The 24,909-nt window shown below is 53.6% G+C and carries 20 protein-coding genes; 7 read left to right on the top strand and 13 right to left on the bottom strand.

What is annotated here, in order from left to right:
• Window positions 1–9 precede the first annotated feature (9 nt).
• Genes E0E17_RS08790 through E0E17_RS08775 form a run of 4 tightly spaced genes read right to left on the bottom strand, consistent with a single transcriptional unit; the run spans window position 10 to window position 5,654 of the window.
• Window positions 10–2,055 carry an EscV/YscV/HrcV family type III secretion system export apparatus protein gene (locus E0E17_RS08790; RefSeq protein ID WP_130833469.1) on the bottom strand — a complete coding sequence of 682 codons (2,046 nt, stop codon included), beginning with the start codon at window positions 2,053–2,055 and terminating at the stop codon, window positions 10–12.
• Window positions 2,056–2,071: 16 nt separating this feature from the next.
• The gene (sctW, locus tag E0E17_RS08785; RefSeq protein WP_130833467.1) at window positions 2,072–3,193 is read right to left on the bottom strand and encodes a type III secretion system gatekeeper subunit SctW; all 1,122 of its coding nucleotides are present in this window, start codon (window positions 3,191–3,193) and stop codon (window positions 2,072–2,074) included.
• Entirely contained in the window at window positions 3,184–4,884 is a 1,701-nt protein-coding gene (sctC, locus tag E0E17_RS08780) for a type III secretion system outer membrane ring subunit SctC (RefSeq protein WP_130833465.1), read from the bottom strand. Before sctC ends, sctW begins: the two co-directional genes overlap by 10 nt.
• Window positions 4,881–5,654: a helix-turn-helix domain-containing protein gene (locus E0E17_RS08775; protein WP_130833463.1), complete on the bottom strand. Its 774-nt coding sequence runs from the start codon at window positions 5,652–5,654 to the stop codon at window positions 4,881–4,883. The genes sctC and E0E17_RS08775 overlap by 4 nt, the downstream gene beginning before the upstream one ends.
• A gap of 410 nt (window positions 5,655–6,064) precedes the next feature.
• On the opposite strand from E0E17_RS08775, the gene E0E17_RS08770 reads away from it, so the two are divergent.
• The 3 genes from E0E17_RS08770 (at window position 6,065) to E0E17_RS08760 (ending at window position 7,782) form a co-directional block, all read left to right on the top strand.
• Entirely contained in the window at window positions 6,065–6,487 is a 423-nt protein-coding gene (locus E0E17_RS08770) for a transglycosylase SLT domain-containing protein (protein WP_130833461.1), read from the top strand.
• Window positions 6,488–6,597: 110 nt separating this feature from the next.
• The gene (yghU, locus tag E0E17_RS08765) at window positions 6,598–7,464 is read left to right on the top strand and encodes a glutathione-dependent disulfide-bond oxidoreductase (protein ID WP_130833459.1); all 867 of its coding nucleotides are present in this window, start codon (window positions 6,598–6,600) and stop codon (window positions 7,462–7,464) included.
• 27 nt (window positions 7,465–7,491) lie between these two features.
• Window positions 7,492–7,782: a DUF1330 domain-containing protein gene (locus tag E0E17_RS08760; protein ID WP_130833457.1), complete on the top strand. Its 291-nt coding sequence runs from the start codon at window positions 7,492–7,494 to the stop codon at window positions 7,780–7,782.
• Between the two features lie 35 nt (window positions 7,783–7,817).
• Here the strand turns inward: E0E17_RS08760 and E0E17_RS08755 are convergent, their stop codons facing one another.
• The 6 genes from E0E17_RS08755 to E0E17_RS08730 form a co-directional block, all read right to left on the bottom strand.
• Complete coding sequence (locus E0E17_RS08755) at window positions 7,818–8,918, bottom strand: YncE family protein (protein WP_130833455.1); 1,101 nt, start codon at window positions 8,916–8,918, stop codon at window positions 7,818–7,820.
• Between the two features lie 139 nt (window positions 8,919–9,057).
• Window positions 9,058–10,230 carry a Gfo/Idh/MocA family protein gene (locus tag E0E17_RS08750; RefSeq protein WP_130833453.1) on the bottom strand — a complete coding sequence of 391 codons (1,173 nt, stop codon included), beginning with the start codon at window positions 10,228–10,230 and terminating at the stop codon, window positions 9,058–9,060.
• A gap of 10 nt (window positions 10,231–10,240) precedes the next feature.
• The gene (locus E0E17_RS08745; protein WP_130833451.1) at window positions 10,241–11,164 is read right to left on the bottom strand and encodes a TIM barrel protein; all 924 of its coding nucleotides are present in this window, start codon (window positions 11,162–11,164) and stop codon (window positions 10,241–10,243) included.
• Between the two features lie 198 nt (window positions 11,165–11,362).
• Window positions 11,363–12,376 (bottom strand): LacI family DNA-binding transcriptional regulator, encoded by a 1,014-nt coding sequence (locus tag E0E17_RS08740; RefSeq protein WP_130833450.1) that lies wholly within the window; start codon window positions 12,374–12,376, stop codon window positions 11,363–11,365.
• Window positions 12,377–12,457: 81 nt separating this feature from the next.
• Window positions 12,458–13,333, bottom strand: coding sequence for a glucosamine kinase nucleotide-binding domain-containing protein (locus E0E17_RS08735; RefSeq protein WP_130833448.1), 876 nt, complete (start codon window positions 13,331–13,333; stop codon window positions 12,458–12,460).
• A gap of 27 nt (window positions 13,334–13,360) precedes the next feature.
• Window positions 13,361–14,629 carry an MFS transporter gene (locus tag E0E17_RS08730; RefSeq protein WP_130833446.1) on the bottom strand — a complete coding sequence of 423 codons (1,269 nt, stop codon included), beginning with the start codon at window positions 14,627–14,629 and terminating at the stop codon, window positions 13,361–13,363.
• Window positions 14,630–15,868: 1,239 nt separating this feature from the next.
• Here E0E17_RS08730 and E0E17_RS08725 point away from each other — a divergent pair.
• Window positions 15,869–18,259 carry a glucose/quinate/shikimate family membrane-bound PQQ-dependent dehydrogenase gene (locus tag E0E17_RS08725; protein WP_130835502.1) on the top strand — a complete coding sequence of 797 codons (2,391 nt, stop codon included), beginning with the start codon at window positions 15,869–15,871 and terminating at the stop codon, window positions 18,257–18,259.
• Between the two features lie 206 nt (window positions 18,260–18,465).
• Here the strand turns inward: E0E17_RS08725 and E0E17_RS08720 are convergent, their stop codons facing one another.
• A complete protein-coding gene (locus tag E0E17_RS08720) occupies window positions 18,466–19,878 on the bottom strand; it encodes an MFS transporter (protein WP_130833444.1) in 1,413 nt (470 codons plus the stop codon).
• 316 nt (window positions 19,879–20,194) lie between these two features.
• Between E0E17_RS08720 and yjdN the strand changes: the two genes are divergently transcribed.
• Window positions 20,195–20,635: a VOC family metalloprotein YjdN gene (gene yjdN / locus E0E17_RS08715; RefSeq protein WP_130833442.1), complete on the top strand. Its 441-nt coding sequence runs from the start codon at window positions 20,195–20,197 to the stop codon at window positions 20,633–20,635.
• Between the two features lie 55 nt (window positions 20,636–20,690).
• Here the strand turns inward: yjdN and E0E17_RS08710 are convergent, their stop codons facing one another.
• The gene (locus E0E17_RS08710; RefSeq protein WP_130833440.1) at window positions 20,691–21,554 is read right to left on the bottom strand and encodes a nucleoside-specific channel-forming protein Tsx; all 864 of its coding nucleotides are present in this window, start codon (window positions 21,552–21,554) and stop codon (window positions 20,691–20,693) included.
• 633 nt (window positions 21,555–22,187) lie between these two features.
• On the opposite strand from E0E17_RS08710, the gene E0E17_RS08705 reads away from it, so the two are divergent.
• Window positions 22,188–22,970, top strand: a complete 783-nt coding sequence (locus E0E17_RS08705; RefSeq protein ID WP_130833438.1) for an ABC transporter substrate-binding protein — start codon at window positions 22,188–22,190, stop codon at window positions 22,968–22,970.
• 2 nt (window positions 22,971–22,972) lie between these two features.
• The gene (locus E0E17_RS08700; RefSeq protein WP_439654630.1) at window positions 22,973–24,055 is read left to right on the top strand and encodes a DUF2817 domain-containing protein; all 1,083 of its coding nucleotides are present in this window, start codon (window positions 22,973–22,975) and stop codon (window positions 24,053–24,055) included.
• Here the strand turns inward: E0E17_RS08700 and E0E17_RS08695 are convergent.
• Entirely contained in the window at window positions 24,052–24,825 is a 774-nt protein-coding gene (locus E0E17_RS08695) for a HalD/BesD family halogenase (RefSeq protein ID WP_130833434.1), read from the bottom strand. The genes E0E17_RS08700 and E0E17_RS08695 overlap by 4 nt on opposite strands.
• Window positions 24,826–24,909 lie beyond the last annotated feature (84 nt).

The following is a 24,909-nucleotide window of genomic DNA, read 5'->3' as shown; positions in this document are numbered from 1 at the left end:
CTCCTTCAATTAAATGGTTCTTATTACTTCAAGTGAGACGCTTTCACTGATTTCACCATAAGAAAGCACCTCAAGGTTTTTAAAACGGGCGGATAAAAATATTTTTACGAAACGCCTGATATCCACCGAGGTTAAAACAGCGAGATCGCGACTGGCCATGGTCAGGCTATCCATCGCCAGGGAAAAACGATCCATCAGTTCATCAGCGACAGCGGGTTCCAGATTAAGAAACGCGCCTGATGAGGTATTGCGAATACCGTTACGCAGTTGCTCTTCAAATTCAGCCGACAGCATAATGACGCGTAACAGGTTATTTACCGCAAACTTGTGAGAGATATAGCGCGCTAATACGCCGCGTACATGCTCCACCAGGGTTATCACATCTTTTTCACGCGGTGCCCAGACCGCCAGCGCCTCAATAATCAGTTTTAAATTACGCACGGAGATACGTTCGCCGACCAGGCGCTGAATGACTTCGCAAATACGCTGAATAGTGGCGTGACGTAATACTTCTTTAATCAGATCCGGATACTTTCCTTCCAGTTTATCCAGCATATTTTTGGTTTCCTGCACGCCGAAAAACTCATTAACATGCAGCACCAGTAATGCAGAAAGAAAGCTGTAGAGATCATCAATTGCCGGACGCAGCTGAAATCCCAGTTGCGTTAACGTGGCCGCATTGTCCTTCGCTACCCAGTAACCATTTTCCCGCGAAACTGGCCGGATGCCGATATTATCCAGCTCCTCTGAACTGTTAATGACGCGCAGGGCATCAATAAATAGCGTAAAGCTCCCGGCCTGGATTTCATTAATGAGTAAAATCACTTCCCCGGGCTTGAGATTTGCCTGGGCTTTCAGGACAAATTCAGGCAGTTGCAGACCATAATCAATAAAGAACTGACTACGGTAGCGCTCTGCCGCCTGTGCTTTTTCCAGCGTCGGCAGGATCTTTTCATCCACCAGCAAAATCAGCGGCACCGCCTCTGCTGGCGTGGCATCGAGATTACTGATTAATCCCAGCTCACTTTCTCCCTTATCGCCCGCGCCAGGCGCATGGCTGCCGTCATGCAGCGCTTTCCCCTTTTGTACCGGTGTTGCTTCGCGCCATTTCAGGTAGAACAGAAACGCCAGTACCAGCGCCAGACCCATGAATACCGGTAACGGGAAGCCCGGCAGGCTGCCGATCCCCAGAGCAATAAATGCTGCAACCAGCAGTACCAGGCGGTTATTCAGCAGCTGGCCCATCATGGTTTGTCCCATGTTGTTGCCTTCACCGCTGACACGCGTCACGATAAAACCGGCACTGATGGCAATCAGTAATGAGGGGATCTGTGCCACCAGGCCATCACCAATGGTGAGCATGGTATAGGTGTGCATAGCCGTCGACATATCCATGCCGTGCTGACTTACGCCCACGCTGATACCGCCAATCAGGTTAATAAAAATGACAATGATGCCGGCGATCGCATCACCTTTGATAAACTTCATCGCCCCGTCGAAAGATCCATACAGCTGGCTCTCTTTCTCCAGTACGCTGCGGCGCTGTTTCGCTTCATCGCTGTCGATAGCGCCATTTTTCAGATCCGCATCGATACTCATTTGTTTGCCCGGCATGCCATCAAGGGAGAAACGCGCCGCCACTTCCGCTACACGCTCCGCCCCTTTGGTCACCACCATAAACTGCACGATGGTGACAATGGCAAAAATCACAAAGCCCACAATCAGGTTATCGCCAATAACAAACTCGCCAAAGGTGGCGATAATTTCCCCGGCGTCTGCATTGGTTAAGATCAGACGGGTAGAGCTGATGGATAACGCCAGGCGAAACAGTGTTGTAATCAGCAGTACCGCAGGAAATGAGGAGAAGCTGAGTATGCGGTCAATATAAAAGGATGACAGAAACACCAACGCGGCAATGATAATATTCATCGCGATGAAGAAATCCATCAGGAAAGTAGGGATCGGGATCACCAGCATGGCGATAATGACAATCATTAAAGCCAGAATCCATAGCTCTGGTTGCTTTTTAATATTATTCAGGCTTTTACTAATCATACCGCTATTCATCTTTTTATCCGTCTCGACGCTTACCGTTTCGGTTTTCGTTCTTTTCTGTCAGCTCAAATTTGCGGGCCTGGCCCGCCAGCGCTTTAAACCGTTCCTCCAGCGCATCCCACTCTTTTTCATCATAAAAAATATGGCGCGGCAGTTTTTTACAGGCAAAATAGAGGCAGTTCAGCAACATCGACAACTGCGCTGCAGTCAGGCTTTTCAGTTTTTTTCCCAGAATGTCGCGTAAATATTGCCCCAGCAAGCTGCCGTTCTTCAGCATGCAAAACATAAAGTAAAGCCAGTCATTTTCACTAATCGCCAGGTCACGAGCGATTTGATTATTCATCAGCGTATTAATAAAGATCTGATCGCTGGAACGAATAATTTTAATCATGCCCAGCTTGCCCAGCAAATTGCCAAACTCAATATTTGAGCAGCTGGGATCTGCTGCTTCCATATCGGTCAGTAATGCCCCTTCCATAAACTCCACCACCTGGTGGCGCACTTTCGGGCCATATTGCTCAATCCAGCTCTGATACACATCAATTTCGTGATAGTTATCGGTTAAAAAATCGCGATAACTGTTGCGTAATAACGCCGGAGAAAAATTCAGATGACGCCCGAATAACCGCGCTTTCAGCGCAATATTAATCCCGGCCTTCAGCCGCCGCGGGTCGGCCTGTTTTTCTACCAGCTCCAGCAGCTTTTGCAGCCGTTTTTTAACCACTTCGTCCAGCGCGCGGTTATAGAGCAGTTCGCGCAGCACTAATACCAGATCGCTGTCGTCAGGAAACAGCGAGCGCAACTGCTGCAGCAGCAACTCAATCTCCGCTTCGTGGCTGCCCTGTACCGCCTTGATCAGCATCTGCATCCGGGGCTGGAGTTCTTCCTCCAGCACCCGATCCAGAACGCTCTCGCCGGAGTTGCCGCTTTTCTTTTCCAGCTCCCGCCGGTTACGCAGCGTACCGACAAAGACGGATATCTCATCCAGGGCATCTTCAAAGTGCTCAGCCTGGGAATCAGCCGCCGTGGCTTCAGTATCTGCAGTCTCTGCTGGAGGTTCACTGCTGCTCTCCTGGCTGCGCTGCGCGCTTTTTACCGCTTCGACCGGCGGAATAAAGGGGCGAGCGGTTATCTCCATTTCCGGCTATCCAGGTAGTTTTGCATCCAGTCCTGTAAACCTTCGTCGCTCAGCCGGGTCTTCATGGTTTTAACCAGCTCGCTGGCGTCCGGTTTCAAAGGCTCAACAATTTCCCGCGGCTGAATCAAAAATACCCGCACCATGTTTGATTCATTGGTCTTCTGGTAACGGAAGAGTTTGCCAACCCAGGGAATATCGCCCAGCAACGGAATTTTCGCTTCGCGGCCCGCGCTCTCGTTACGGGTATAGCCGCCAATCAGCAGACTTTTTCCACGGGGTACACGCGCTATGGTGCTGATATTGGTACGTCCCACCTCTGGCAGCTCTTTAACCAACACTTTGTTGTCGCTCAATGTGCTGCCATCTTCCACGGTGAGCATCATTTCAATTTCATCACTGTCCGTGAAGCGCGGTAATACGTTGACGGAGGTGCCATAGGTGACATGCTGTAGTTCAACGCTGCGTTCACCAATCAATTTGGTATAAAAAGTGCGGCTGTTATCAAAGATGGCGGGAATATTCTCCTGGGTCAGGATCATCGGTCGGGCAACAATATTGGCGCGGTTTTTCTGATGCAGCGCCAGTACTGCCGCCATAAAACTGGCCCCATCGACAGTGCTGGAGGCACCGCCATTCAGGGAGACGCCCAGCTGCGACCCCATATTGATATTGCCTTTCCACTCCACCCCCATCTGATTCAGGGCATCTTTCTGCAGATCCACAATCCAGACAGAGAGTTCAATATGACGTTTTTGCACATCCAGACTGCTGACCAGCGTCTGCACATATTCCACCTGTTCGGCGCTGCCCTTCACCAGCAGACTGTTATTGCCCGGATTGGCGATGATTCTCAGCGTACTGACGCCTGGCCGGTTGGCTAGCGCATGACTCAGTGGCGTATCAGGCAAACGAACCGGCGGCGCAGCCTGACTGGCATTAAAATCGGGCATTGCCGCTGGCAGCGTTTTCTCGCCCGCACCGGCGGTTTTCAAATCACGGGTAGAAATAACCTCAACCGGCATATCGCTGGAGCTCAGCAGATCACGAATAATATTTGCTACCCCGGGGATACGGATGGTTTCGCCGCGATAGCTGTATTGCCTGTCCTCAACAAAGGTATTAGACAGCGGGATCATCGTGACTTTTGTCTCTACGCTGTTGATAAAGGTTTTTTTCTCATCCAGATAACGGGCAATATTGGTCACCAGGTCGATATAGACAGGCGGCCCGGAGAAATAAATGGTTCCGCTACCATTATCGGCATGCAGGGCATAACGCTTATCATATAGCTTTGACTTAATCAGATAGTTGTTCAGTACACTGAAAGGAATATTATGCAAAACGATAACCGCATTGCGCATTTCGCTGGCATCGTAAATGTAGATGGCCTGACCATCGTGATACCAGATCAATCCCAGCTGCTCGGAAAGCTTTTCCAGTAACAGCTGCGGCTCGCTGAAATCAAAATCACCACTGACTTTTTTGCGTAATGCCGTTTTGCTTAACAGTACCGGCTTGCCGATTTGTGAAGAGAGCGCATCAAATACGCCCTTAATCGATTCATTACGGGCAACGTAGCCAGCCGGACTGACGGAGGCGTTTTCTGCAAAGGCATTAATTTGTGGTAATGAAAAAATCAATACTGCAACAAAAAGCTGCGCTGTTGTAAATTTATTTAATCTTTTCTTCATTTGATAGCATCGTTATTTATAGAGTTTTTCAATTTCCGTGGCGAAGCACCAAATAAACTTTTTACCTCACCGGAGAAATGAGAAAGTGATGCGTAGCCATATTCGATCGCCGTGTCTGTTAAGCGCTGTTTTTTTTCTGTGCCGATGGAAGCCAGCAACGCTCTGATGACCCGCCAGTTCCTTAATTCAGTTTTCGTATTATTTCCTAATGCATAACGGGTCAGACGCCGGAAATGGGAAGAAGAGAGCCCGTAACGGGCACTGATCTCCCGTAACGGTCTGTTTTTCTCCGATTCATCCAGCAGAAAACGGATCAACCGGTAACTCTCGCTACAGCGGAAAAAATCGGCGATGGCACAGGCTTCCCCCGACTGCTGCAGAGAGTACTCAAGAAACCAGATATCAAGCTTATCGTTCAGTGTCTGAAAAGATAGCCCCTCTTCCAGCGGGACATAACCCCAGGGTGTGGGGCGATCCGGGACAATATTTCTTTTCTGTGAGGCATCAATAAATGCCTGTAATTTACACAGCGAAGCAAAATCCAGTTCGCTATACGTTAAGCTGCCCTGAAGGATATCCAGTTTCAGTGGGCTCAGCGCAATGATGCCGCATTCGCCAGCCGGAATTTTTTTTATCTGCTGTTTTTGTTTCCGCCAGCTGAAAAGCAGTTCAACGCCTTCAACGGGATCCGCTATCAGATAGCCGATATTCTCTTTACGGGTCGTCAGAGACTCGCCTGCCGCCAGTGATAGTTCCTGCTTCGTTTTCATCGTCACCTTCCATTATGCAAATGGCACTTTACGGCAACATGCTGTTATAGCGATGATAAGCGTCATCGACTTGCAAAAAATGATGAAATCAAAACATAAAACCAAACAAAATGATCAATCAGCAATCCTTAAGATGGAAGAACGATGATTTTTACGTCGGAGATAATGTTATTCAATGCGGTGAATTTTTTTCCGGCAGAAACGGTATTTTTAAATAATTAGTCTGTCCTTATAAAAAGATTAATGCATACTTTATTTCATCTCCTGTCATAATCTCCGTTTCGCATTATTTTTGCATCATGTTTACCAGAGCAAAGTCCTGATAATAAGCCGCATTAATCACAGGGATATTAACAATAGCATTGCAGAAAATCATGCAACTTTACAAGTTCAACCGAAAATGCGTCTGGATGGCGTTATTATTTCCGTTGTGGTTTAGTGCTGATCTACAGGCGAACTGCTGGAGCTATGCTTCGCAAAAATTTGGCATTGATAGAAATCTGCTTATTGCTATCGCCCAGGTTGAGTCCGGAATGAATCCGGCTGCGGTAAACAGAAATAATAATGGCAGCTATGATATCGGCCTGATGCAAATCAACAGTAGCCATATGCCCAAATTAAAACAGCTCGGTTTAAGCGAGGAGCATCTGAAACGGGATCCCTGCGCTTCCATTCTGGTAGGCGCATCGATGCTGGCCGATATGATGAAAATTTATGGTTATTCCTGGGAAGCCGTAGGCGCCTATAATGCCGGAACAGGCAAAGGGCGTCATGAAATCAGGATGCGCTACGCCCGGAAAGTCTGGGAACGTTACCGGCAAGCATTACCCTGATGCCGGTCCACCGCCAGCACGGTTAAACTGCTTTCCCCCCGCCTGCTACACTGCTGAGTGTCTACCGATATTGTCGGTCTCTACACACTCACAAACAGGCGAATCCTCCCATGTCAGAAAAACAGTATCAGCCAGCACGCGTCTGGCGCTGGGATCAGGAAGGTACAGGCACCTGGTCTAAAATCAACCGTCCTGCTGCTGGTCCTACTCATGAGAAAGCCCTGCCCGTGGGCAAGCATCCGTTGCAGCTTTACTCGATGGGTACGCCGAACGGCCAGAAAGTGACTATTATGCTGGAAGAACTGCTGGCGCTGGGCGTACAGGAGGCGGAATATGATGCGCACCTGATCCGCATCAGCGAAGGCGATCAATTCTCCAGCGGTTTTGTTGAGGTGAACCCGAACTCCAAAATCCCTGCCCTGCTGGATCGCTCTGTGACGCCGCCGGTGCGGGTGTTTGAATCGGGTGCGATTCTGCTCTATCTGGCGGACAAATATGGCTACTTTTTGCCGCAGGATATCGCCGCGCGTACTGAAGCGCTGAACTGGCTGTTCTGGCTGCAGGGTTCTGCGCCTTATCTGGGTGGCGGCTTTGGTCACTTCTATCACTACGCGCCGGAGAAAATCGAATACGCCATTGACCGCTTTACGATGGAAGCTAAACGGCAGCTGGATGTGCTGGATCGTCAGCTGGCTGACCATCCTTATATTGCGGGCGAAGAGTACACCATTGCCGATATGGCTATCTGGCCATGGTATGGCAATCTGGTGCGTAATAATCAGTACGAAGCGGGGGAATTCCTCGACGTGCAGTCTTACAAGAATGTGCAGCGCTGGGCAGAAGAGATAGAAAACCGTCCGGCGGTGAAACGTGGCCGCATGGTTAACCGTACCTGGGGAGAGCCGTCTGAGCAGCTACACGAACGCCACGACGCCTCTGATTTTGAACTGAATACCGCCGATAAACATCAGTCCTGATGTAGCCGGCTTAACAGGAGAAGCACTTTGACCGCATACGCTATTTTTATTCGTGATAACACGATCGATCAGCAGGAAATGGATACCTACAGCGAAATGGCTGGCAAGGCGCGGGGCGATCATCCGCTGACTGCGCTGGTGGCTTATGGCGATATCGAGGTCCTGGAAGGCCAGGATGCGGAAGGGGTCGTGCTGCTGCAGTTCCCGAATATGGAAGCAGCGCGCGCCTGGTATCACAGCCCGGCCTATCAGGAGGCAAAAACGCATCGCCTGAAAGGGGCCAACTACCGCGTAATGCTGGTAGAAGGCCTCGAATAATGCAAAAGCACCCGACCGGGTGCTTTTTTATAGCCTCAGTTCAGGCTGATGCGTACCACGCTGTCCACCCCTTTGCTGGAATGATCTTTGTTGAAGCCCTGTTTCAGCGTCACAAACAGCGTCTGACTATCCGCAGAGAGCAGCAGGCTGTTGGGATGCGTCGGGAAAGACCAGCTGTTTTTCACGGCATAGCTGGTAGCATCCAGCTGCAGCACTTTGCCTGACTCGCGCTGACTGATATAGATTTCGTTCCGTTTCGCGTTGAACTTAATGCCCAGCGAATCCCCTACCCCGAGACGTTTGATCACTTTGCCGCTGCGCTCATCGATTACCAGCGTAGTTTTGGCCCGGGAGCTGTCGGTCACGAACAGACGACCGCTGGCCGGATCTTCCGCCAGGTTCAGCAGCAGCGCGGGCTGTTCTCCCTCCGGCTTCCAGCGGGCTTCGATCCTGTTGCTGTGCGGATTGATCACCAGGATCTCTCCCCCGCCATTGGCGGCATACAGACGATCGTTAAAGGAAGACCAGAGCAGCCCGGTGACCCATTTACCCGCATTTTTAATGCGCGTCTTCAGCTTCATGGTTTGCGCATCGACCACCCAGATTACTCCGGGTTCGCCCACGCCGCCGATATAGAGCTTGCCGTCATGCCAGATGATTTCACGGGTGCCAAAGGGATAGCCTTGTGCGTTCTTCTCTTTAAACAGCAGGCGCGAAACCACTTTACCGCTCTGTGCATCGACTTTAGAGATGCCACCATCCAGTGAGTTGGTGATATAGAGAAACTCGCCTGCAGGATCGCTGGTCATACCGAAATTTTTCAGGTCGCTATGGATAACACTCCGGGTTTGCAGCGTTGCAGCATCAAGGCGGTAAATCGCGCCGCCAATGTCGCGTTTAAAATCGAGCGCGCTGGCCACCCAGAGCGCCCGGGTTGCCCGGCTGTAGACCATTTCATACAACCCCTCCGCCAGTTCACGCTGCTGAACCTGCTGTTTATCGGGTTGAGAGGCTGCTACAGTGGGCTGCGCAGGAGTCTGAGCCTGTTTGCCGGGGGCCTGGCAGGCACTCAGGCTCAGCGCAGCAACAACTGCCAGTGCGCTCCCTGCTTTACGCAAGCTGAATTGTGATTTCATTCTTTACTCCATTAATGGCTGCCCCTTCCCGTAATGCAAGCGAACCGGCGGGAAGACGATAAAAAGAATGATAATCATACTCATTGGCGTTAATGAAGTAAATGAAACCAGCTATCCATCGCCGGGCGCTGCTGATGGCTCAGTGAAAGTCTACCCAGACCGCTCCCTGATCCGCAGACCGCACACAGTGTTCCACCCATTTGATGCCCGTCAGCCCGGCATGAACATCCGGATACCAGAAGCTTGCCAGCAGCGCGCTGTCACCGCGGTCGGTGGCGTCCATCGCTACGGCAAAGCGACGATAAAGATTTGACCAGGCTTCAAACAGTCCTTCCGGATGACCTGCCCCGATGCGATCCTCCGCCAGCGCCCGGGGAGTCAGGTAGTCCATCCCGCGTTCCAGAATGCGCACCGGCTCGCCCTGGATTTCGTAGCGCAGTTGGTTTGGCTGTTCATCCCACCATTCAAGGCTCGCCTTTTCGCCAGTGATACGCAATTTCTGTCCGTGCATGGAACCGGCATTTACCGCTGAGCACCACATGGAACCCACCGCGCCATTGTCATACTCCATCAGCACAAAGGCGTTATCTTCCAGCGGCGTGCGGGACTTCACAAAACTCTGGCGGGAACACATTAACCGTCGGATGCGCAGATGGGGCACCATGGTTTCAGCGATAAAGAGTGGATGAGTACCGAGATCGCCCAGCACATAGCTGGGGCCAACGAAGCGTGGATCAACGCGCCAGCGGGTGCTGGGATTTTGCGCTTCAATTGCCCGGGAGTGAAAACCATGGGAAAACTGCATATTAATGATACGGATCTCCCCCAGCAGCCCCTGCCGGATCATCTCACGCGCCTGCTGGATCAGTTGATGCCCGGCATAACCATAGGTAACGCCAACAATCTTCTGCTGTTTGTGGCTGAGCTCTTGCAGAATGCGTGCCTCCTCGCTGGTGAAGCAGAGCGGTTTTTCACAGACCACATGCAGACCCGCTTCCAGTGCAGCGCGGCAGATGGCGAAGTGAGTATTGTTGGGGGTGGCGATGGAGACCGCCTCGATGCCGTCGGGGCGCGCCGCCTCTTCACGGAACAGGGTCTGATAGTCGGGATAGCAGCGTCCGGCCGCCACGCCAAGACTGACGCCAAACTCACAGCCACGCGCCGCATCAATATCGAACGCGCCGGCCAGCAGACTGAAAACATTATCTCGCTGCGCCGCAGAACGGTGAATATAACCAATCTGGCTGGTGGCACCGCCGCCAACCATACCCCAGCGCAGTGAACGTGCTAAAGGTTGCGTGCCGTTGATCATCGCTGACTCCTTAAAATCCGACCTGATGCAGATAACGTAAGCTGGCGGTGACGTCGCGCAGGCTGGTCGCCACATGACGCGGATCCCGCTCCTGTTCAATGGTGATCCAGCCCTGATAGCGCCGCTCAGCAAGCAGGGCTCTGATGGCCGAATAATCGATCGCCCCGCTGCCGAGGGGGCACATCACCCCTTCGCCACAGGCGGTAAAAAAATCGAGCCCGCGCGCCAGCACATCGCGGAATACCGGTTCATTGACATCTTTGAAGTGCAGATAGTCGATACGGGTAAAGCACTTATCCAGCCAGGTACAGGGGTCCATCCCGGCATAGTAAAGATGGCCGGTGTCCAGGCAGAGTCCCGCCACCTCATGGGGAATTGCCGCCATCAGCTTTTCCAGCTCATCGGCGAATTCAATGCAGCCACCGGCATGAGGATGAATCACCGGGCGCACCCGGTACTCCTCCCAGGCGATGCGGCTGAGGGTGGTGATATGCTGCATCATGCGCTGCCAGTCCGCTTCCGGCAGGCGGGGGGCCAGCGCGCTCTGACCGGCATAACATGCGCGCGCCGGGTGCCCAAAATCGATGATGACCAGATAAGGTGGCGGAGGGTTGTCGTTATGAAGTTTGCTGGCAGAGGGGGCCGCCGTCAGGTTACGGCACAGTTGATGAGTCAGGGTGATTATCGCCGGAAAGTTGGCCTCACTTACCAGATCGTCAAAGATCGTCGCCGCCACCAGTGAAAGTTGATAGTGATCCAGCAACGCACAGAGAGCTTGCGGATCGGTGGGCAGATAGCCCCAGGGGCCAAGTTCAATACTGCGGTAGCCCGCCTGCGATGCCTCCTGCAACACTTTTTCGCAAGGCGGCAGCCAGGGATTTGCGGGATCGTCTACGCCCCAGCTACAGGGCGCATTAGCAATATGTATCGTCATCTTTCTCTCCGCAGCAAAAGCGTTCACTGATGTCTGCAGGCAGTATCAAACGAATATTTCATTTCCATCAATGATAGAAATTTCATTTATTGATGGTGATCATATTATTTTTGATAGAAATTATGATGGATTTCATATCAAAAAGAGGCAAGCACGCTTCCGCCCTGCTGACGGACAGGGAAGCGTCAGAGAAAAGGATCAATGATTTTCAGGGGTAATAAGGGCAAAAGGGAGAATGACGGGCTGGTAGCCGGGCTGATGCTCGTTGCAGGCGGTGACCAGCGTTGTAAGTATGCGCCCGGCTAACGCCTCCAGAGGGTGTGCCAGCATCAAATCTACGGTGCCATCACGTAATGCCTGGCTGGATTCGGCGAAGGGCCCATGACAGATCAGTCCCACCTCATGCTGCCGCTCGCTGTCCCGCAGCGCCGCTACCACGCCTTCCAGCGCACCACATGGGGCATAAATTACGGCCAAATCGGAATGCTGTTGCAAAAGCTGTTGTGTGACGTCAAAAGCGCACGCGATATTTTCATTGTTCTTTACCGGCTCCAGCACCTGGTGAGCAGTTTGTCGCTCGCGCAGCCAGGAGCGAAAACTGATTTCACAGGTTTCCTGACAGAGAAAGCCATTATCGCCGACGATGATGCCCGTTTTACCGCCGTTCGGAAAAAGGCGTGCTGCCGCCCAGGCCGCAGTCCGCCCTGCCTGACGGTTATCCAGACCAATATAGCCATGCTGACCGCAGGGAGAGAGATCGGAAAGCAGCGTAAAAATTTTCACGCCGCGCTGGCTGGCGCGCTCTACCGCCTGACGAATCAGTGGGTTGTCCAGGGCGATCAGGCCAATCGCATCGACATGTTGAGCCAGCGTTTCAATCACACTGGCGGTTTCTTCTACGGCACCAATAGCGTGGAAATGCAGCATTAGCTGGTGGTCAGGCTGCGCCAGTAGCTTCAGATGCTGTGCCAGCTGCTGATAAAAAGAGTAATTATCCGGCAGCAGAATCAATCCCAGCGTCAGCGCTCGCGACGCCCTGCGCGTATCCGGCATCAGCGTCGCATCCAGCGGATAGCCCAGCTGATACGCGGCCTGCAACACTTTCTGAGCTGTGGCTTCGCGTACCGGCGCACGCCGGTTAACGACCCGATCCACGGTGGCCACCCCGACACCGGCCAGCTGAGCGATATCCTGTAAAGTACTTTTTTTCATCTTATACTCATTGGCTGTCAGCAATGACAGAAACCTATCATAACCCCCGCAACAGTGCGATAAGCGCTGGCGGACCGCGTTTCAGATGCTCTCCGCTTGCTGGCGGGCCAGGCGTAACGCGCCCTCCAGCGCATCGCCCCGCGGCGCTGACAGCATCGCCTGCACATCAGGGGCGAGCCAGGGTTGAATCGGCACGGCCAGCCCGCCCATCAGTGCCAGCCTGCCCGCACTGCGCGCCGTCAGCCGCCGCACCATTAATGCGATATCGTCAGCCGTCTGCTGTACCAGCGTGCGTCCGTGCGCATCGCCTGCGCTGGCGGCCGCGAAGACTTCCGGTACCACGCGCCCCCAGTCAGCAGGCGTCGCCTGTTGTGACCAGAGCAGCATGGTTTCAGGGCTGTGATTAAAGCGCGCCATGATGCTGTGCGTTAATGGGGAATGCAGCACCACCTCTTCATGCGCCAGCAGCGCAAGCCGCAAAGCACGCCGCCCCAGCTCAGCGCCCGATCCTGAATCGGAGAGGGCGAATCCCCAGCCACCCAGCAGCGCAAAGCGCTGTCCATCCCAGGCGGCTCCCTGGCTGCCGGTGCCGATGATAAAAACGGCGCCAGGTTCTCCGCCGTGAGCGCCTGTACAGGCAATTTCCACGTCGGTCAGGACGCTGAGCTGCTGACAGGGAAGTTGCCATTCGGCAAGACGCGCGCTGACCGAAGCCACGTTAGCGCCAGCCAGTCCCGCCACCAGCGATGTTTTTGCCAGCGCCTGCGAAGTCAGCCCCGCCTGCAGCAAGGCTTCGTTTACCAGCTGGCTGACCGTCGCCAGCGCATCATCAAAGCGTGACCAGATATTCGCCGGGCCGCCTGCCACCTCGGCCATCAGCTGTCCCTGCCAGTTCGTTAACCGTGCGCGGCACTGCGTGCCGCCTCCATCAATGCCTAACAGATACTCTGCGCCCATCCTTCTCTCCTGCTGATTAAATCTGTGTTATTCCGCGCTCAGACGCGGCGGGCTCTCTGCGCTTACCGGCTCGTTCTCCAGCTTCTGACGGCGGCGCAGATGGGGAAACAGCACCATCCAGAGGCCGACAACCACCAGCGTGCCGATCCCGCCCAGCACTGCCGCAGGCGCGGCCCCCAGCCAGGCCGCCAGCAATCCCGATTCAAATTCGCCCAGCTGGTTTGAGGTATTAATAAAGATGCCATTGACCGCGTTGACGCGTCCGCGCATATCATCAGGGGTATCCAGCTGCACCAGCGCGCCACGGATCACCATACTGATCATATCGAAGCCGCCCAGCGCGATCAGCGCCAGCAAAGAGAGCCAGAGCTGGGTCGAGAGGGCAAACACCAGCGTCGCCGCCCCGAACCCGGCCACCGACATAAACATGATCATACCGACATGTTTTTCCAGCTTATTGCGGCTCAGCCATATGCCCACCAGCAGAGCTCCCACGGAAGGCGCGCCGCGCAGCAGCCCCAGCCCCCACGGACCGGTGTGCAGAATATCTCTGGCAAAAATCGGCAGCAACGCCGTGGCGCCTCCCAGTAAAACCGCAAACAGGTCGAGAGAGATAACACCCAGCACATCCTTGCGGGCACGAATAAAACTGATGCCGGCGAACAGGTTTGGCAGCGTCATTGGCAGCCGTGGCTGCGCGGGTCGCTCATAGCGCAACAGACCTACCAGCACGATGGCGATCAGATAGAACAACGCCGAGACGCTATACACGACCGCAGGTCCGGCGACATAGAGCAGTCCGCCCAGCGTCGGGCCAACAATCACCGCGGCTTCGCTGCCTGCCGCGTTTGCTGCCGTCGCGCGCGCCAGGATGACTGGCGGCACCAGAGACGGTAACAACGATTGCATTGCCGGCCCTTCCAGCGCTTTGGCAACGGCAAGCATAAAGACCAGCCCCCAGATTGCCGTTTTGTCTGCCCAGTGCGCCAGCGTCAGCGCCACCAGGGCAAGCAGCGCCAGCCATTCAATAAGCTGGCCAGACAGCGCGATGCGCCGTCGATCATACTGATCTGCCAGATGTCCCGCCGGCAGCGCCAGCAATACGGAGGGCAAAAATTGCATCAGGCCGATAATGCCCAGCGCCAGTGCGCTGTTGGTCAGCGCATAAACCTGCCAGCTGACCGCGACGGAGAACATCTGAAAGCCAAAAGAAGAACAGGTGCGCGCCAGCCAGAAAGCGACAAACGCACGGTGTTTCAGCAGCGAGCTGTCTGCCGCCGATGCCAGTAATCCCATATTCTGTTCCATCCCGAAGTCAGTGTGGGCGAGCCTGCCCTGCTGATACGTTGTCAGCCTTAGCGGCAGTCATCTGCGCGTCTGCCGATTCATTTTTTGCGCTGACAGGGTGCGCGATTTTGCCACACCAGGCAACGACGTCGCGTGCTTTAAACGCAACGATTAATTACAGCCATTATCCGCAGGCATGCCGGATATAAGGGTATTTCCTGAGGCGTGCATTTCCCGGGTATTGCGCGGTGACATATCAGCCGCGGTGAATATTTGCGACTTGCAACAGTTCTGCTTACAGACTCCATCAAATGAGATAATTTCATCCGGGGAATAGTTTTCCATTTCCGGTGTGCTTATTAAGCGTAACGTCAGCCATGGGAAAATCACTGGCCGCGACAGATAAGGAATTATTTTGCATGCCGGTCGTGACTACAGGCTTTAATAACGTGCGCGTTGGTGTCGGTTATCTGGCGTACTGAGGCGGTCCCGGCAAAAAGCACACGCCTTATCTCAACGCAGCCCGAAGGAGTTTCCACGCGCAGCGATGTAATTAATAAAAATTTGTAATTCATTGTGCCTCTGCACGGCCAGAAATTACCTGCAGGGAGAATGTCTCCGGCGCGTGCTGGCGCATGTGCCTTGACCACCACCCTAATCTCTATGCTTATTTTTCAATAAATTAACTAATTTTCTTACGCGGCAGTTTTGCTGAATAAATGCTCACGGCACTCACTGGCCCCATCGTTCATCGTTCTCTTTTCAGGACTGCGCTTGACTTAAACATTTTTTTAACAATAGTGATCATATATTCAGCCTGATGCTTTCATAGGCTGTGTTGCAGGAAAAAATTTTCTCCATTATTACGCTTCCTTGTACTTCAATTGCCGGTGAGCTGTTATATCTCTTGTATATCAATAGCTGGCAGCAACAGCCGCTTAATAATGGCGACTTATTCAGCAATTAAGCACAGCGCGAAAATGCTGTCCCGTTGCGTTAATATGAGATTAACCCCAGGCGCAAGCCCTTATCATCCTCATAAAATGTTGTGCTGGATCCCCCCTCAGGTGCATTGCGCTAAAAAAAACAGACTCAATAACGTTTTTTAAGATAAAATTTAACGCAAAGGATATGCCTGCTTAACGGAAGAGCAAAAAAAGAACAACACTTTCCGTCCGTACTTTATAACTGGAAACAACGCAGGCCGTTGTTTCCGTAAATTTTATGGCAAAAAATGAGGTCAATATTATGGGGAAAACTTCCTCATCCTTTGGCGTAATACGTTTCCTGACGGTGCTGTTCGCTGCGCTTGCCGGTGCGTATATGCTAATTGGCGGTATCTGGTTATCCGCCATTGGAGGATCCTGGTACTACATTATCTGCGGTGCAGTCATGCTGATCACCGCTTTTCTTATCTGGCGCCGTAACAGTGCCGCGCTGGTGCTGTATGCCTTGCTGCTGCTGGGCACCATCATCTGGGGCCTGTGGGAAGTCGGTACCGATTTCTGGGCACTGGCGCCGCGTGTTGATGTACTGGTGATCTTCGGTATCTGGCTGCTGTTGCCTTTTGTCTGGCGTGGCTTCCACCACAAAGGCAAAGGCCCGATGGTAGCGATGCTTGTCGCCCTTGCCGTCAACATCCTGGCGCTGGCCTGGTCAGTGTTTAACGATCCGCAGGAAATCAAAGGCACGTTACCTGCCGCCGCTGAAAACGCTGCGCCTGCAACGCCGTTGAGTGATATTCCTGAAGGTGACTGGCCTGCTTATGCCCGCGATCAGCAGGGTACGCGCTACTCGCCGCTGAAGCAGATCAATGAGCAAAACGTAAAAAATCTGCAGGTTGCCTGGAGCTTCCAGACCGGTGATTTGAAAACGGCGAACGATCCGGGTGAAATCACCAATGAAGTGACGCCGATTAAAATTCGCGACACGCTCTATCTCTGTTCAGCTCACCAGATTCTGTTTGCCCTGGATGCAGCCACAGGTAAGCAGAAATGGAAATTTGACCCTGAGCTGAAACAGAACCCGACCTTCCAGCACATCACCTGCCGTGGCGTTTCTTATCATGAAGCGCCTGCCGCCGCTGATGCTGCCAATGGTCAGCCAGCACTGTGTGCACGCCGCATTATCCTGCCGGTGAACGACGGTCGTATGTTTGCGCTGGATGCAGATACCGGCGCCCGTTGCCCGGAATTCGGCAACAATGGCGAACTGGATCTGCAGCATCTGCACCCTGTTACCACCCCAGGTATGTATGAACCGACCTCACCGCCGGTGATTACCAATAACGTGATCATCATGGCTGGTGCCGTGACGGATAACTACTCTACCCGCGAACCTTCTGGTGTGATCCGTGGTTTTGACGTGAACACCGGTAAACTGCTGTGGGTATTCGATCCGGGCGCGAAAGATCCGAACGCGATTCCGGCTGATGAGCATACCTTTACCTTTAACTCGCCTAACTCCTGGGCACCAGCAGCGTATGATCCGAAACTGGATATCGTTTACGTGCCGATGGGCGTTTCTACTCCCGATATCTGGGGCGGCCACCGTACACCAGAACAGGAGCGTTATGCGAACAGCATTCTGGCGCTGAACGCTTCTACCGGTAAGCTGGTATGGGATTATCAGACGGTTCACCACGACCTGTGGGATATGGACCTGCCCTCACAGCCGACCCTGGCGGATATCACCGACAAGAACGGCAATGCCGTACCGGTAATTTATGTTCCGGCGAAAACCGGTAACGTGTTTGTGCTGGATCGCCGTAACGGCGAGCTGGTGGTTCCGGCTCCGGAAACCCCGGTTCCGCAAGGCCCGGCAAAAGGCGATCGCCTGTCACCCACTCAGCCCTACTCTGAGCTGACCTATCGTCCGAAAAAGAATCTGACGGACAAGGATATGTGGGGCGCCACCATGTTCGACCAGCTGGTGTGCCGCGTTATCTTCAAGCGTCTGCGCTATGAAGGTCCGTTCACACCGCCGTCTGAGCAGGGTACGCTGGTATTCCCGGGTAACCTGGGTATGTTCGAATGGGGTGGTATTGCCGTCGATCCAAATCGTCAGATTGCGATTACTAACCCGATGGCGCTGCCGTTCGTCTCTAAACTGATCCCACGTGGTCCGGGTAACCCGATGGAACCCCCTGCTGACAGCAAAGGCGGTTCTGGTACAGAAGTCGGTATTCAGCCTCAGTATGGTGTTCCTTACGGTGTTGAACTGAATCCGTTCCTGTCACCGTTCGGTCTGCCGTGTAAACAGCCGGCCTGGGGTTACATGTCAGCGATTGACCTGAAAACCAACGACATCGTCTGGCAGAAACGTATCGGTACCACCCGCGACAGCGCACCTGTTCCGCTGCCGTTCAAAATGGGTATGCCGATGCTGGGTGGCCCGATCACCACTGCCGGTCACGTTGCCTTTATTGGTGCCACCGCTGATAACTACCTGCGCGCTTTCAGCACCAATACCGGTGAGCAGCTGTGGGAAGGTCGCCTGCCAGCAGGCGGACAGGCAACCCCGATGACCTATGAAGCCAATGGCAAACAGTATGTGGTTATCTCTGCAGGTGGCCACGGTTCCTTTGGTACCAAAATGGGTGATTACATCGTGGCGTACGCCCTGCCCGATGAGAAATAAGTTAGCCCCGCGCTAAAGCATAAGGCGGGCCTGCGGGCCCGCCTTTTTTATTGCCGTTATCGTTATCCCTGACGATAAAAAAACATCCGCGTCTAAAAAAGCTCATCAGTAATACGGGCAAAACGTGCTGTATCTGCCCTGTCTCTGGTTAATATGCGCGCTCATCAACGGAAAAGAGGGCGCTGATCCGGCCATCATGATGACGCTCAGATATTCTCCAGATCGATGCCCCGGGTTTTCGGCCCGTAGATCCCTACCGACAGCATGACCATCAGCATACTTAGCACAATAAAGCTCACCACGCCTGGCGTACCGGCATACTGCAAAATTACGCCGATCAGAATACTGCTGAAGGCTGTCGAGAGGCGGCTAAAGGAGTAACAGAAGCCAACGGCGCGGGCACGGATATGGGTGGGAAAGATCTCGGTTTGATAAGCGTGATAGCTGTAAGTCAGCCACGCATTGGACCAGGTGATTAAAAAGCCACAGGCGATCAACAGCAGCGGCTGGCTCTGGAAGGCGAACAGTGTGCCGAACACCACCGTCATCAGCGAAGAGAGAACGATCTGCCATTTATTCTCCATCTTATCCGCATAGCGACTGCTGATCAGCGAACCGAGCGGATAGGCCAGGGTGATGAAAAAGGCATAAAGCAGGCTGTGGGTGATAGTGGTGCCCTGGCCCGACAGCAGAGCGGGCAGCCAGTTACCGAAGCCGAAAAAGCCGATCGCCTGAAAGAAGTTCATCACCACCAGCATCAGGGTACGCTTGCGGTAAGCGGGTGCCCAAATCTCACGAAAACGTCCTTTGCGCGGCAGCTGTGCAGCAACGTCATCGGACGAAAATGCCGGGCCAGGCGCAGCACCACAGCGTTTCTCCATCGCACTCAGCACCTGATGCGCTTCCTGATGACGCCCCTGCTGCGCCAGCCAGCGCGCCGATTCCGGCAGATTCTTACGGATAAACCAGATCACCAGCGAACAGAGTGCGCCAGCGATCACCACCCAGCGCCAGCCTTCCAGATCGAGAATGGTTTGCGGCACCAGCCACCATGACATTAACGCCACGGTGGGCACGGAAAGAAACTGCACAAAAAACGAGAAGGCGAAGGCTTTACTGCGCAGGCGGGTCGGCACCCATTCAGAAAGATAAGTATCAATGGTCACCAGCTCAACGCCAAGACCGATGCCCACCAGAAAGCGGCAGAGAATGACCCCTTCCGCGCTGTTCTGGAACGCCATCAGCAGCGAGAAAACGCCATACCAGGCCAGGGCGCACATAAAAGTGAAACGACGGCCAAAACGATCGGCGTTCGGAGCCAGCAAGCTGGCACCGACAAACAAGCCAAGAAAAGTGGCGGAGGCAAAGGCTGCCTGATCGGAGATGCCAAATATTCCGGCGCTGCCGCTATGGAAGATATTGGCGGCCAGCAGTCCCGCGCTGATATAGCCGGTTTCAAACAGATCGTAGAGTTCAAAAAATCCGCCCAGCGCCAGCAGCGAGATAAAGCGCCATAAGGCGGCCGATGAGGGCAGCGCATCAATGCGACTGACTAAAGAGGGGGATTGTTCAGGTGTACCGGCCAGCGACGGGCTCCCTGTAGAGCAGGCGATTGTCATTTTATTATCAACCTCGGTGTGACGATGTTTGCAAAACTTACTCACGGGACGTGATTAGAAATTGAAATAAATCACCGTCAGTAAGCGAAGAAAGAGCAGGATAATAGATCCCATTTTCCATGCCGAGAGGCAAAACGGTGAGATTTTAGCAACGTACGTTGCACATTTGAGCAGCATGGTCAGGGCATAACAGAGAGGGAAATTCTGCTGCTGGCTGGCACTGCTATAAATCTGCGTCTGCCCAGCGGCAGCGCACCACAATCGACTACACTTCGAAGGGTGATGAAAATTCAATGCAATCTGCCCGGAGGAAAAGATGCAAGTCAGTCCCTATCTGTTTCTGTATGGCCGCTGTGAAGAGGCGATCGACTTTTACCTGGACGCGACGGACGGTGAGTTGCTGTTTAAAATGACCTTTGGCGATATGCCAGAACAGGGGCCACAAGTAGGTGCCGATCCTGCCGCCTCCTTTCCCCCGGAAAAAATCATGCATGCGCATTTGCGCATCGGTCAGGGCGAGATCATGCTGAGCGATGGCAATACCAATCAGCCAGCGGCTTCGACGCATGCAGGGTATGCGGTGAGCCTGTCCACCATTGATGAGGCGCAGGGGAAAACCTGGTTTGAAAAACTCTCAGCGGGAGGAGAAGTCACGACACCGTGGCAGGAGACCTTCTGGGCGAAGGGATTCGGCATGTTTATTGATAAGTTTGGCGTGCCGTGGCGCATTAACGTGCTGAAACCGCGTCAGGATTAACACCTCTCCCCGGACGGGAGAGGTGTGAGGCGAGAGGCGTTTACGCCTCTCATCATCAGAAGTTGTAACCTGCCACCAGGTAGTAGCCCCAGCCGGTCGATTTCACTTCAAAATTGCCGTTGCCGAAGTTCAGCTCACGGCCATCGGCCCACTGTCCGCCGTTATGGAAGTAACGCGCTACCAGCGAGTAGTGCCAGTGATCGTAACCCAACGAAAGAATGTGGCTGGACGCGATGGAGTTGCTGGTACGTGATGAACCGCCTTTCTCGTTCAGATCAGAGCCCCAGTCAAAGTTGGTGAAGCCCACATAGCCGAGGTTGCCGCCCCACAGGGTAGTGATTGGCACGAAATACTTCACCTTGAAGCGGTAGCCATCCCAGCTGTTTTCGTTCGCTGCGCCGTAGTTTTCCCACTGGTATTTCGCATACACATTCAGTGACAGCCCGATGTCGCTGCCGGTATCAATATCGGTACCCAGCCCCATATACCAGGTGTTCTGACGGTTGGCGCTGTTGCGTCCCATGTCATAGATGTAGTTATTGGCGAAATACCACTCTTTGAACGGGCCAAATGCCAGGCTGGTGCCGGTCAGCTTGTCGATGGAGAAACGCGGTTCAATCTCCATAAACAGCGGCGAGCCGTGATCGAAAATACCGTTAGCATTGCTGTTGCCAGCACCAAAGAAGTTGGTCAGATCGAGGTAGCCATAGAAATCGAACCAGTCTTTATGGGCGAAAGCTTCATACTCAAGATAGACATCGTTATTGAACTGTGGCCCAAACCGGGTGTGGTAGCTGCCCACCACGTTGACGCTCTGATGCCACCAGTCAGACAGGTATTGTGGATCGCTCTCCGCCTGTGCTGCGCCTGTGTAAGACCCTGCCAGTAAGGCACCTGCTATCAATGCTTTATATTTCATTATAAATAACCACATGCTCTCGACCGCATCAGTGAAACATGCAGTCAGGTGAAGTAAATCCCAGTGGATGGGCAGTCATTAACAACCGTGTTAGCGATACCCGGTTTTCAGCCCGCGTAGCGTGCCTGTATCAGCGCGATAGAAAATAGATTTTGATCACGTTTGTCAAAATGTGTTGCATTCCAATTCAACGAATATGTGATATACATCACATAACAACCCTGCTGTCAATGGAACCAGGCAACCGTTTACGTTGTCAGCTTCGTGCAGAAAAGTGCGAGTTCAGCATCCTGCCTGTGTTCCCTGAACAACGATGAAATAGCGTATGCCAGCAGCACAACACCGGCGTCCGTGAAAAATCGTCCCGATGCGCAGAACCGTCGCGCAGAGAAGCGTGACGCGTAACAAAACGCTAAAAAAATCAAAAGCAGATAAATCTGTTAATGTGCGCAAGATAACAGACAAGCACGAATTTTTATGATTTACGCAAAACTTTATATTGTCAGATCGCTCTTTTCTGGCTATCTGTGCCAGCACCTTCCTGCGACTCCTGTTTTACACCTCTCGATCCCTTTTCTCTTCCATGTTATTACGTTTTGTTACTGACCTTTTTAGCCTTTCCGGGAATTTTTCATGAAGAAGATCGTTCTGTCTGCCGTACTGCTGGCCTGCGCTTTCAGCGCCAGCGCGCTGACGCAACCTGAGTTGCGTTTTGGGGTAGATCCCACCTTTCCTCCTTTTGAGTCCAAAGCGGTAGACGGTTCTTTGCAGGGCTTCGATATCGATTTGGGTAATGCCATTTGCGCTCAGGCGAAAGTGAAATGCGTCTGGGTACAGACCGGCTATGACGGGATTATCCCGGCACTTAAGGCGCGTAAATTTGACGCTATTCTCTCCGCGATGTCGATGACCCCGAAACGTCGCGAGCAGGTTGCTTTCAGCGACATGCTGTATAACACGCCAAGCGCGCTGGTAACGAAAAAAGGCAACGCGCTACAGCCTGAAGCCGCTGCGCTGAAAGGAAAGATTGTCGGGGTTGCTCAGGGCACCACCCAGGAAACCTATGCAAAAGAGGTGTGGGCGCGTCAGGGTGTGCAGGTGGTCTCCTACCCGAATCAGGATGAAATCTATCCCGATCTCGCATCCGGTCGTCTGGATGCGACCCTGACCAGCGCCGCCTCGGCGGAAACCGGCTTCCTGAAAAGCCCGCAGGGACAGGACTTCGCCATCAGCGGCGATATGCTTTATGACAAGCAATATTTTGGCGAAGGCATCGGCATCGGTCTGCGTAAAGACGATACAGAGAACCTGACGCTGATTAACAACGCGCTGGCGGAACTGCACAAGAACGGAACTTACGATCAGCTGGCGAAGAAATACTTCAGCTTCAGCGTTTACCATAAGCTGGATCAGTAATCATGTTGCCTGACTATCGCGCCCAACGAGCACGTTTTTTACAGGCGGCGGAACGGGCTGGCGCGCAGTTATCTCACTGGCTGCACCCGCTGACGGGACCGCAGGGAGAAGCGCTCTATACCGATGTCGCCCTGCTCGGTAACCCGGCGGCGGAAAAAATGATGCTGATTGTCTCCGGAGTACACGGAGTAGAAGGCTATTACGGCTCAGATAATCAAATCGCCTGGCTGGAGGCCAGCCAGGGTCAGGAAATGCCGTCAGATTGCGCGCTGCTGCTGGTGCATCTGATCAATCCCTGGGGCACCGCCCACCTGCGCCGCGTCAATGAAAACAATATCGACCTGAACCGTAATTTTATCGATTTTGCCCGCCCTCTCCCCACTACGCCAGCTTATCCGCCAGTGCATGGGTTCTATTGCGGCGATCGTGCCGCAGCGGATACGGCTTATGCCGCGGCGCTGCAGACGCAAGGCTGGCCTGCGATGAAAGCGGTGGTAGAAGCGGGACAATATACACATCCGGACGGTATTTTCTTTGGTGGCGACGCCGCCAGCTGGTCTCGTCTGACCCTTGCGGCAATTACAGAGACGCATCTGCAGCAGGCGAAAACCCTGATCAGTTTTGATCTCCATACCGGCGCGGGCGCTTACGGTCATCCCATGCTGCTGGCGATTGCTGAGCGCCCCTGGCCCGCGCTGCCGCAGGCACGCAATCTGTTTGGTGAATGGCTGACCGTACTGCTGACCGGTGCGGATCGCGACAGCGAAACCGGGGTCACGGCGACGGCGACCGGCTATTTATCGCAGTTTATGCACGATAGTCTGCCGGACTGTACGCTGATGCAGCTGGTGATTGAGTGCGGCACCTTACCCGGAGAAGAGATGCATCGCCGGGTGCGCGACGATCACTGGTTACATCTGACGGGCGATCCTGCCAGCGAGGAAGGCAAACGCATTAAGCAGGCGCTGGTCGCCGGTTTTTATCCGGAAGATGCGGACTGGCGTGCAGTGACGCAGCTGCGCACGCAGCAGATTTTCCGCCGCGCCTGGCAATACCTGACGGGCGGAGCCCGCCAGCAGGGCTAAACGCGACCGTAAAAGGTCATGCGCGCCGTTTCCGAGAGCGAGACGCCCGGTTCAGCGTTATAAGCCAGTACCACCAGCATCCGCGTCACGTCGCCCTCCGTTGGCGTGACGCGGTGCAACGCATTGCGTCCGCGAAACAGCACCAGGTCGCCCGGCATCATTGACAGCCGCTCGGGCTCACGTTTGCCCTCCAGCATCTCTGCCACCCCGGCAAAATTCATCTCTCCGGCATCCGCGTTACGCAACCCTTTGACATACTCAAAGACACCACCGCCCTGAGGCTTCTGGATCAGCAGCGTGATGGCAAATGAGGAGTTATCAAAGTGCCATCCCAGCTCCTGTCCGGTATGGGCATAGTGTATATTGATAGAGGAGAGCCTGTCAGCGTAAGGATAGAGTTGCTGCTCGTTCAACACCTCACACAGAAAATCTTTAAACAGCGTCGCGTTGTAGAGCGTACGCAGCGCTGAATCCGCCGGGATTTCCTCATCAGTAATGCATCCTTTGGAAGAGACCACCGTCCGGTTGCGTGGATGATGATCGTCACAGGACGCATCGGGTTTCAGCAGATAAACGTTATGCTGACTTTGCGCATAGAACGCCTGATGCTGATGGGCTTTCCCCTCCTCCAGCACCGCAGCCAGCGCCTGTGGCGTAAGGAAATTCTCCAGCACCAGTACGCCGTCGCGGTCCAGCTGACGACGGCATTGCTGACGATATTGCGCCTGATGCAGTGGATGTTTAGCAAGTTGAATAATCTGTTCCAGCATGGTCTGATCTCGTGATGGCAACTCACTGACACTGTAGCGCGCCGCGTCGGGTGGCCTGTAGCAATGATTTTTTAACCCCCTCGT

The sequence above is a fragment of the [Erwinia] mediterraneensis genome, assembly GCF_900604315.1.
Taxonomy (GTDB): domain Bacteria; phylum Pseudomonadota; class Gammaproteobacteria; order Enterobacterales; family Enterobacteriaceae; genus Pantoea; species Pantoea mediterraneensis_A.
This window is presented reverse-complemented; position numbering and strand designations above follow the sequence as displayed.

Coding starts and splice junctions, on each gene's coding strand:
- E0E17_RS08790 (WP_130833469.1), bottom strand. CDS start 2,055: ATGATTAGTAAAAGCCTGAATAATATTAAAAAGCAACCAGAGCTATGG.
- sctW (WP_130833467.1), bottom strand. CDS start 3,193: ATGGAGATAACCGCTCGCCCCTTTATTCCGCCGGTCGAAGCGGTAAAA.
- sctC (WP_130833465.1), bottom strand. CDS start 4,884: ATGAAGAAAAGATTAAATAAATTTACAACAGCGCAGCTTTTTGTTGCA.
- E0E17_RS08775 (WP_130833463.1), bottom strand. CDS start 5,654: ATGAAAACGAAGCAGGAACTATCACTGGCGGCAGGCGAGTCTCTGACG.
- E0E17_RS08770 (WP_130833461.1), top strand. CDS start 6,065: ATGGCGTTATTATTTCCGTTGTGGTTTAGTGCTGATCTACAGGCGAAC.
- yghU (WP_130833459.1), top strand. CDS start 6,598: ATGTCAGAAAAACAGTATCAGCCAGCACGCGTCTGGCGCTGGGATCAG.
- E0E17_RS08755 (WP_130833455.1), bottom strand. CDS start 8,918: ATGAAATCACAATTCAGCTTGCGTAAAGCAGGGAGCGCACTGGCAGTT.
- E0E17_RS08750 (WP_130833453.1), bottom strand. CDS start 10,230: ATGATCAACGGCACGCAACCTTTAGCACGTTCACTGCGCTGGGGTATG.
- E0E17_RS08745 (WP_130833451.1), bottom strand. CDS start 11,164: ATGACGATACATATTGCTAATGCGCCCTGTAGCTGGGGCGTAGACGAT.
- E0E17_RS08740 (WP_130833450.1), bottom strand. CDS start 12,376: ATGAAAAAAAGTACTTTACAGGATATCGCTCAGCTGGCCGGTGTCGGG.
- E0E17_RS08735 (WP_130833448.1), bottom strand. CDS start 13,333: ATGGGCGCAGAGTATCTGTTAGGCATTGATGGAGGCGGCACGCAGTGC.
- E0E17_RS08730 (WP_130833446.1), bottom strand. CDS start 14,629: ATGGGATTACTGGCATCGGCGGCAGACAGCTCGCTGCTGAAACACCGT.
- E0E17_RS08725 (WP_130835502.1), top strand. CDS start 15,869: ATGGGGAAAACTTCCTCATCCTTTGGCGTAATACGTTTCCTGACGGTG.
- E0E17_RS08720 (WP_130833444.1), bottom strand. CDS start 19,878: ATGACAATCGCCTGCTCTACAGGGAGCCCGTCGCTGGCCGGTACACCT.
- yjdN (WP_130833442.1), top strand. CDS start 20,195: ATGCAAGTCAGTCCCTATCTGTTTCTGTATGGCCGCTGTGAAGAGGCG.
- E0E17_RS08710 (WP_130833440.1), bottom strand. CDS start 21,554: ATGAAATATAAAGCATTGATAGCAGGTGCCTTACTGGCAGGGTCTTAC.
- E0E17_RS08705 (WP_130833438.1), top strand. CDS start 22,188: ATGAAGAAGATCGTTCTGTCTGCCGTACTGCTGGCCTGCGCTTTCAGC.
- E0E17_RS08700 (WP_439654630.1), top strand. CDS start 22,973: ATGTTGCCTGACTATCGCGCCCAACGAGCACGTTTTTTACAGGCGGCG.
- E0E17_RS08695 (WP_130833434.1), bottom strand. CDS start 24,825: ATGCTGGAACAGATTATTCAACTTGCTAAACATCCACTGCATCAGGCG.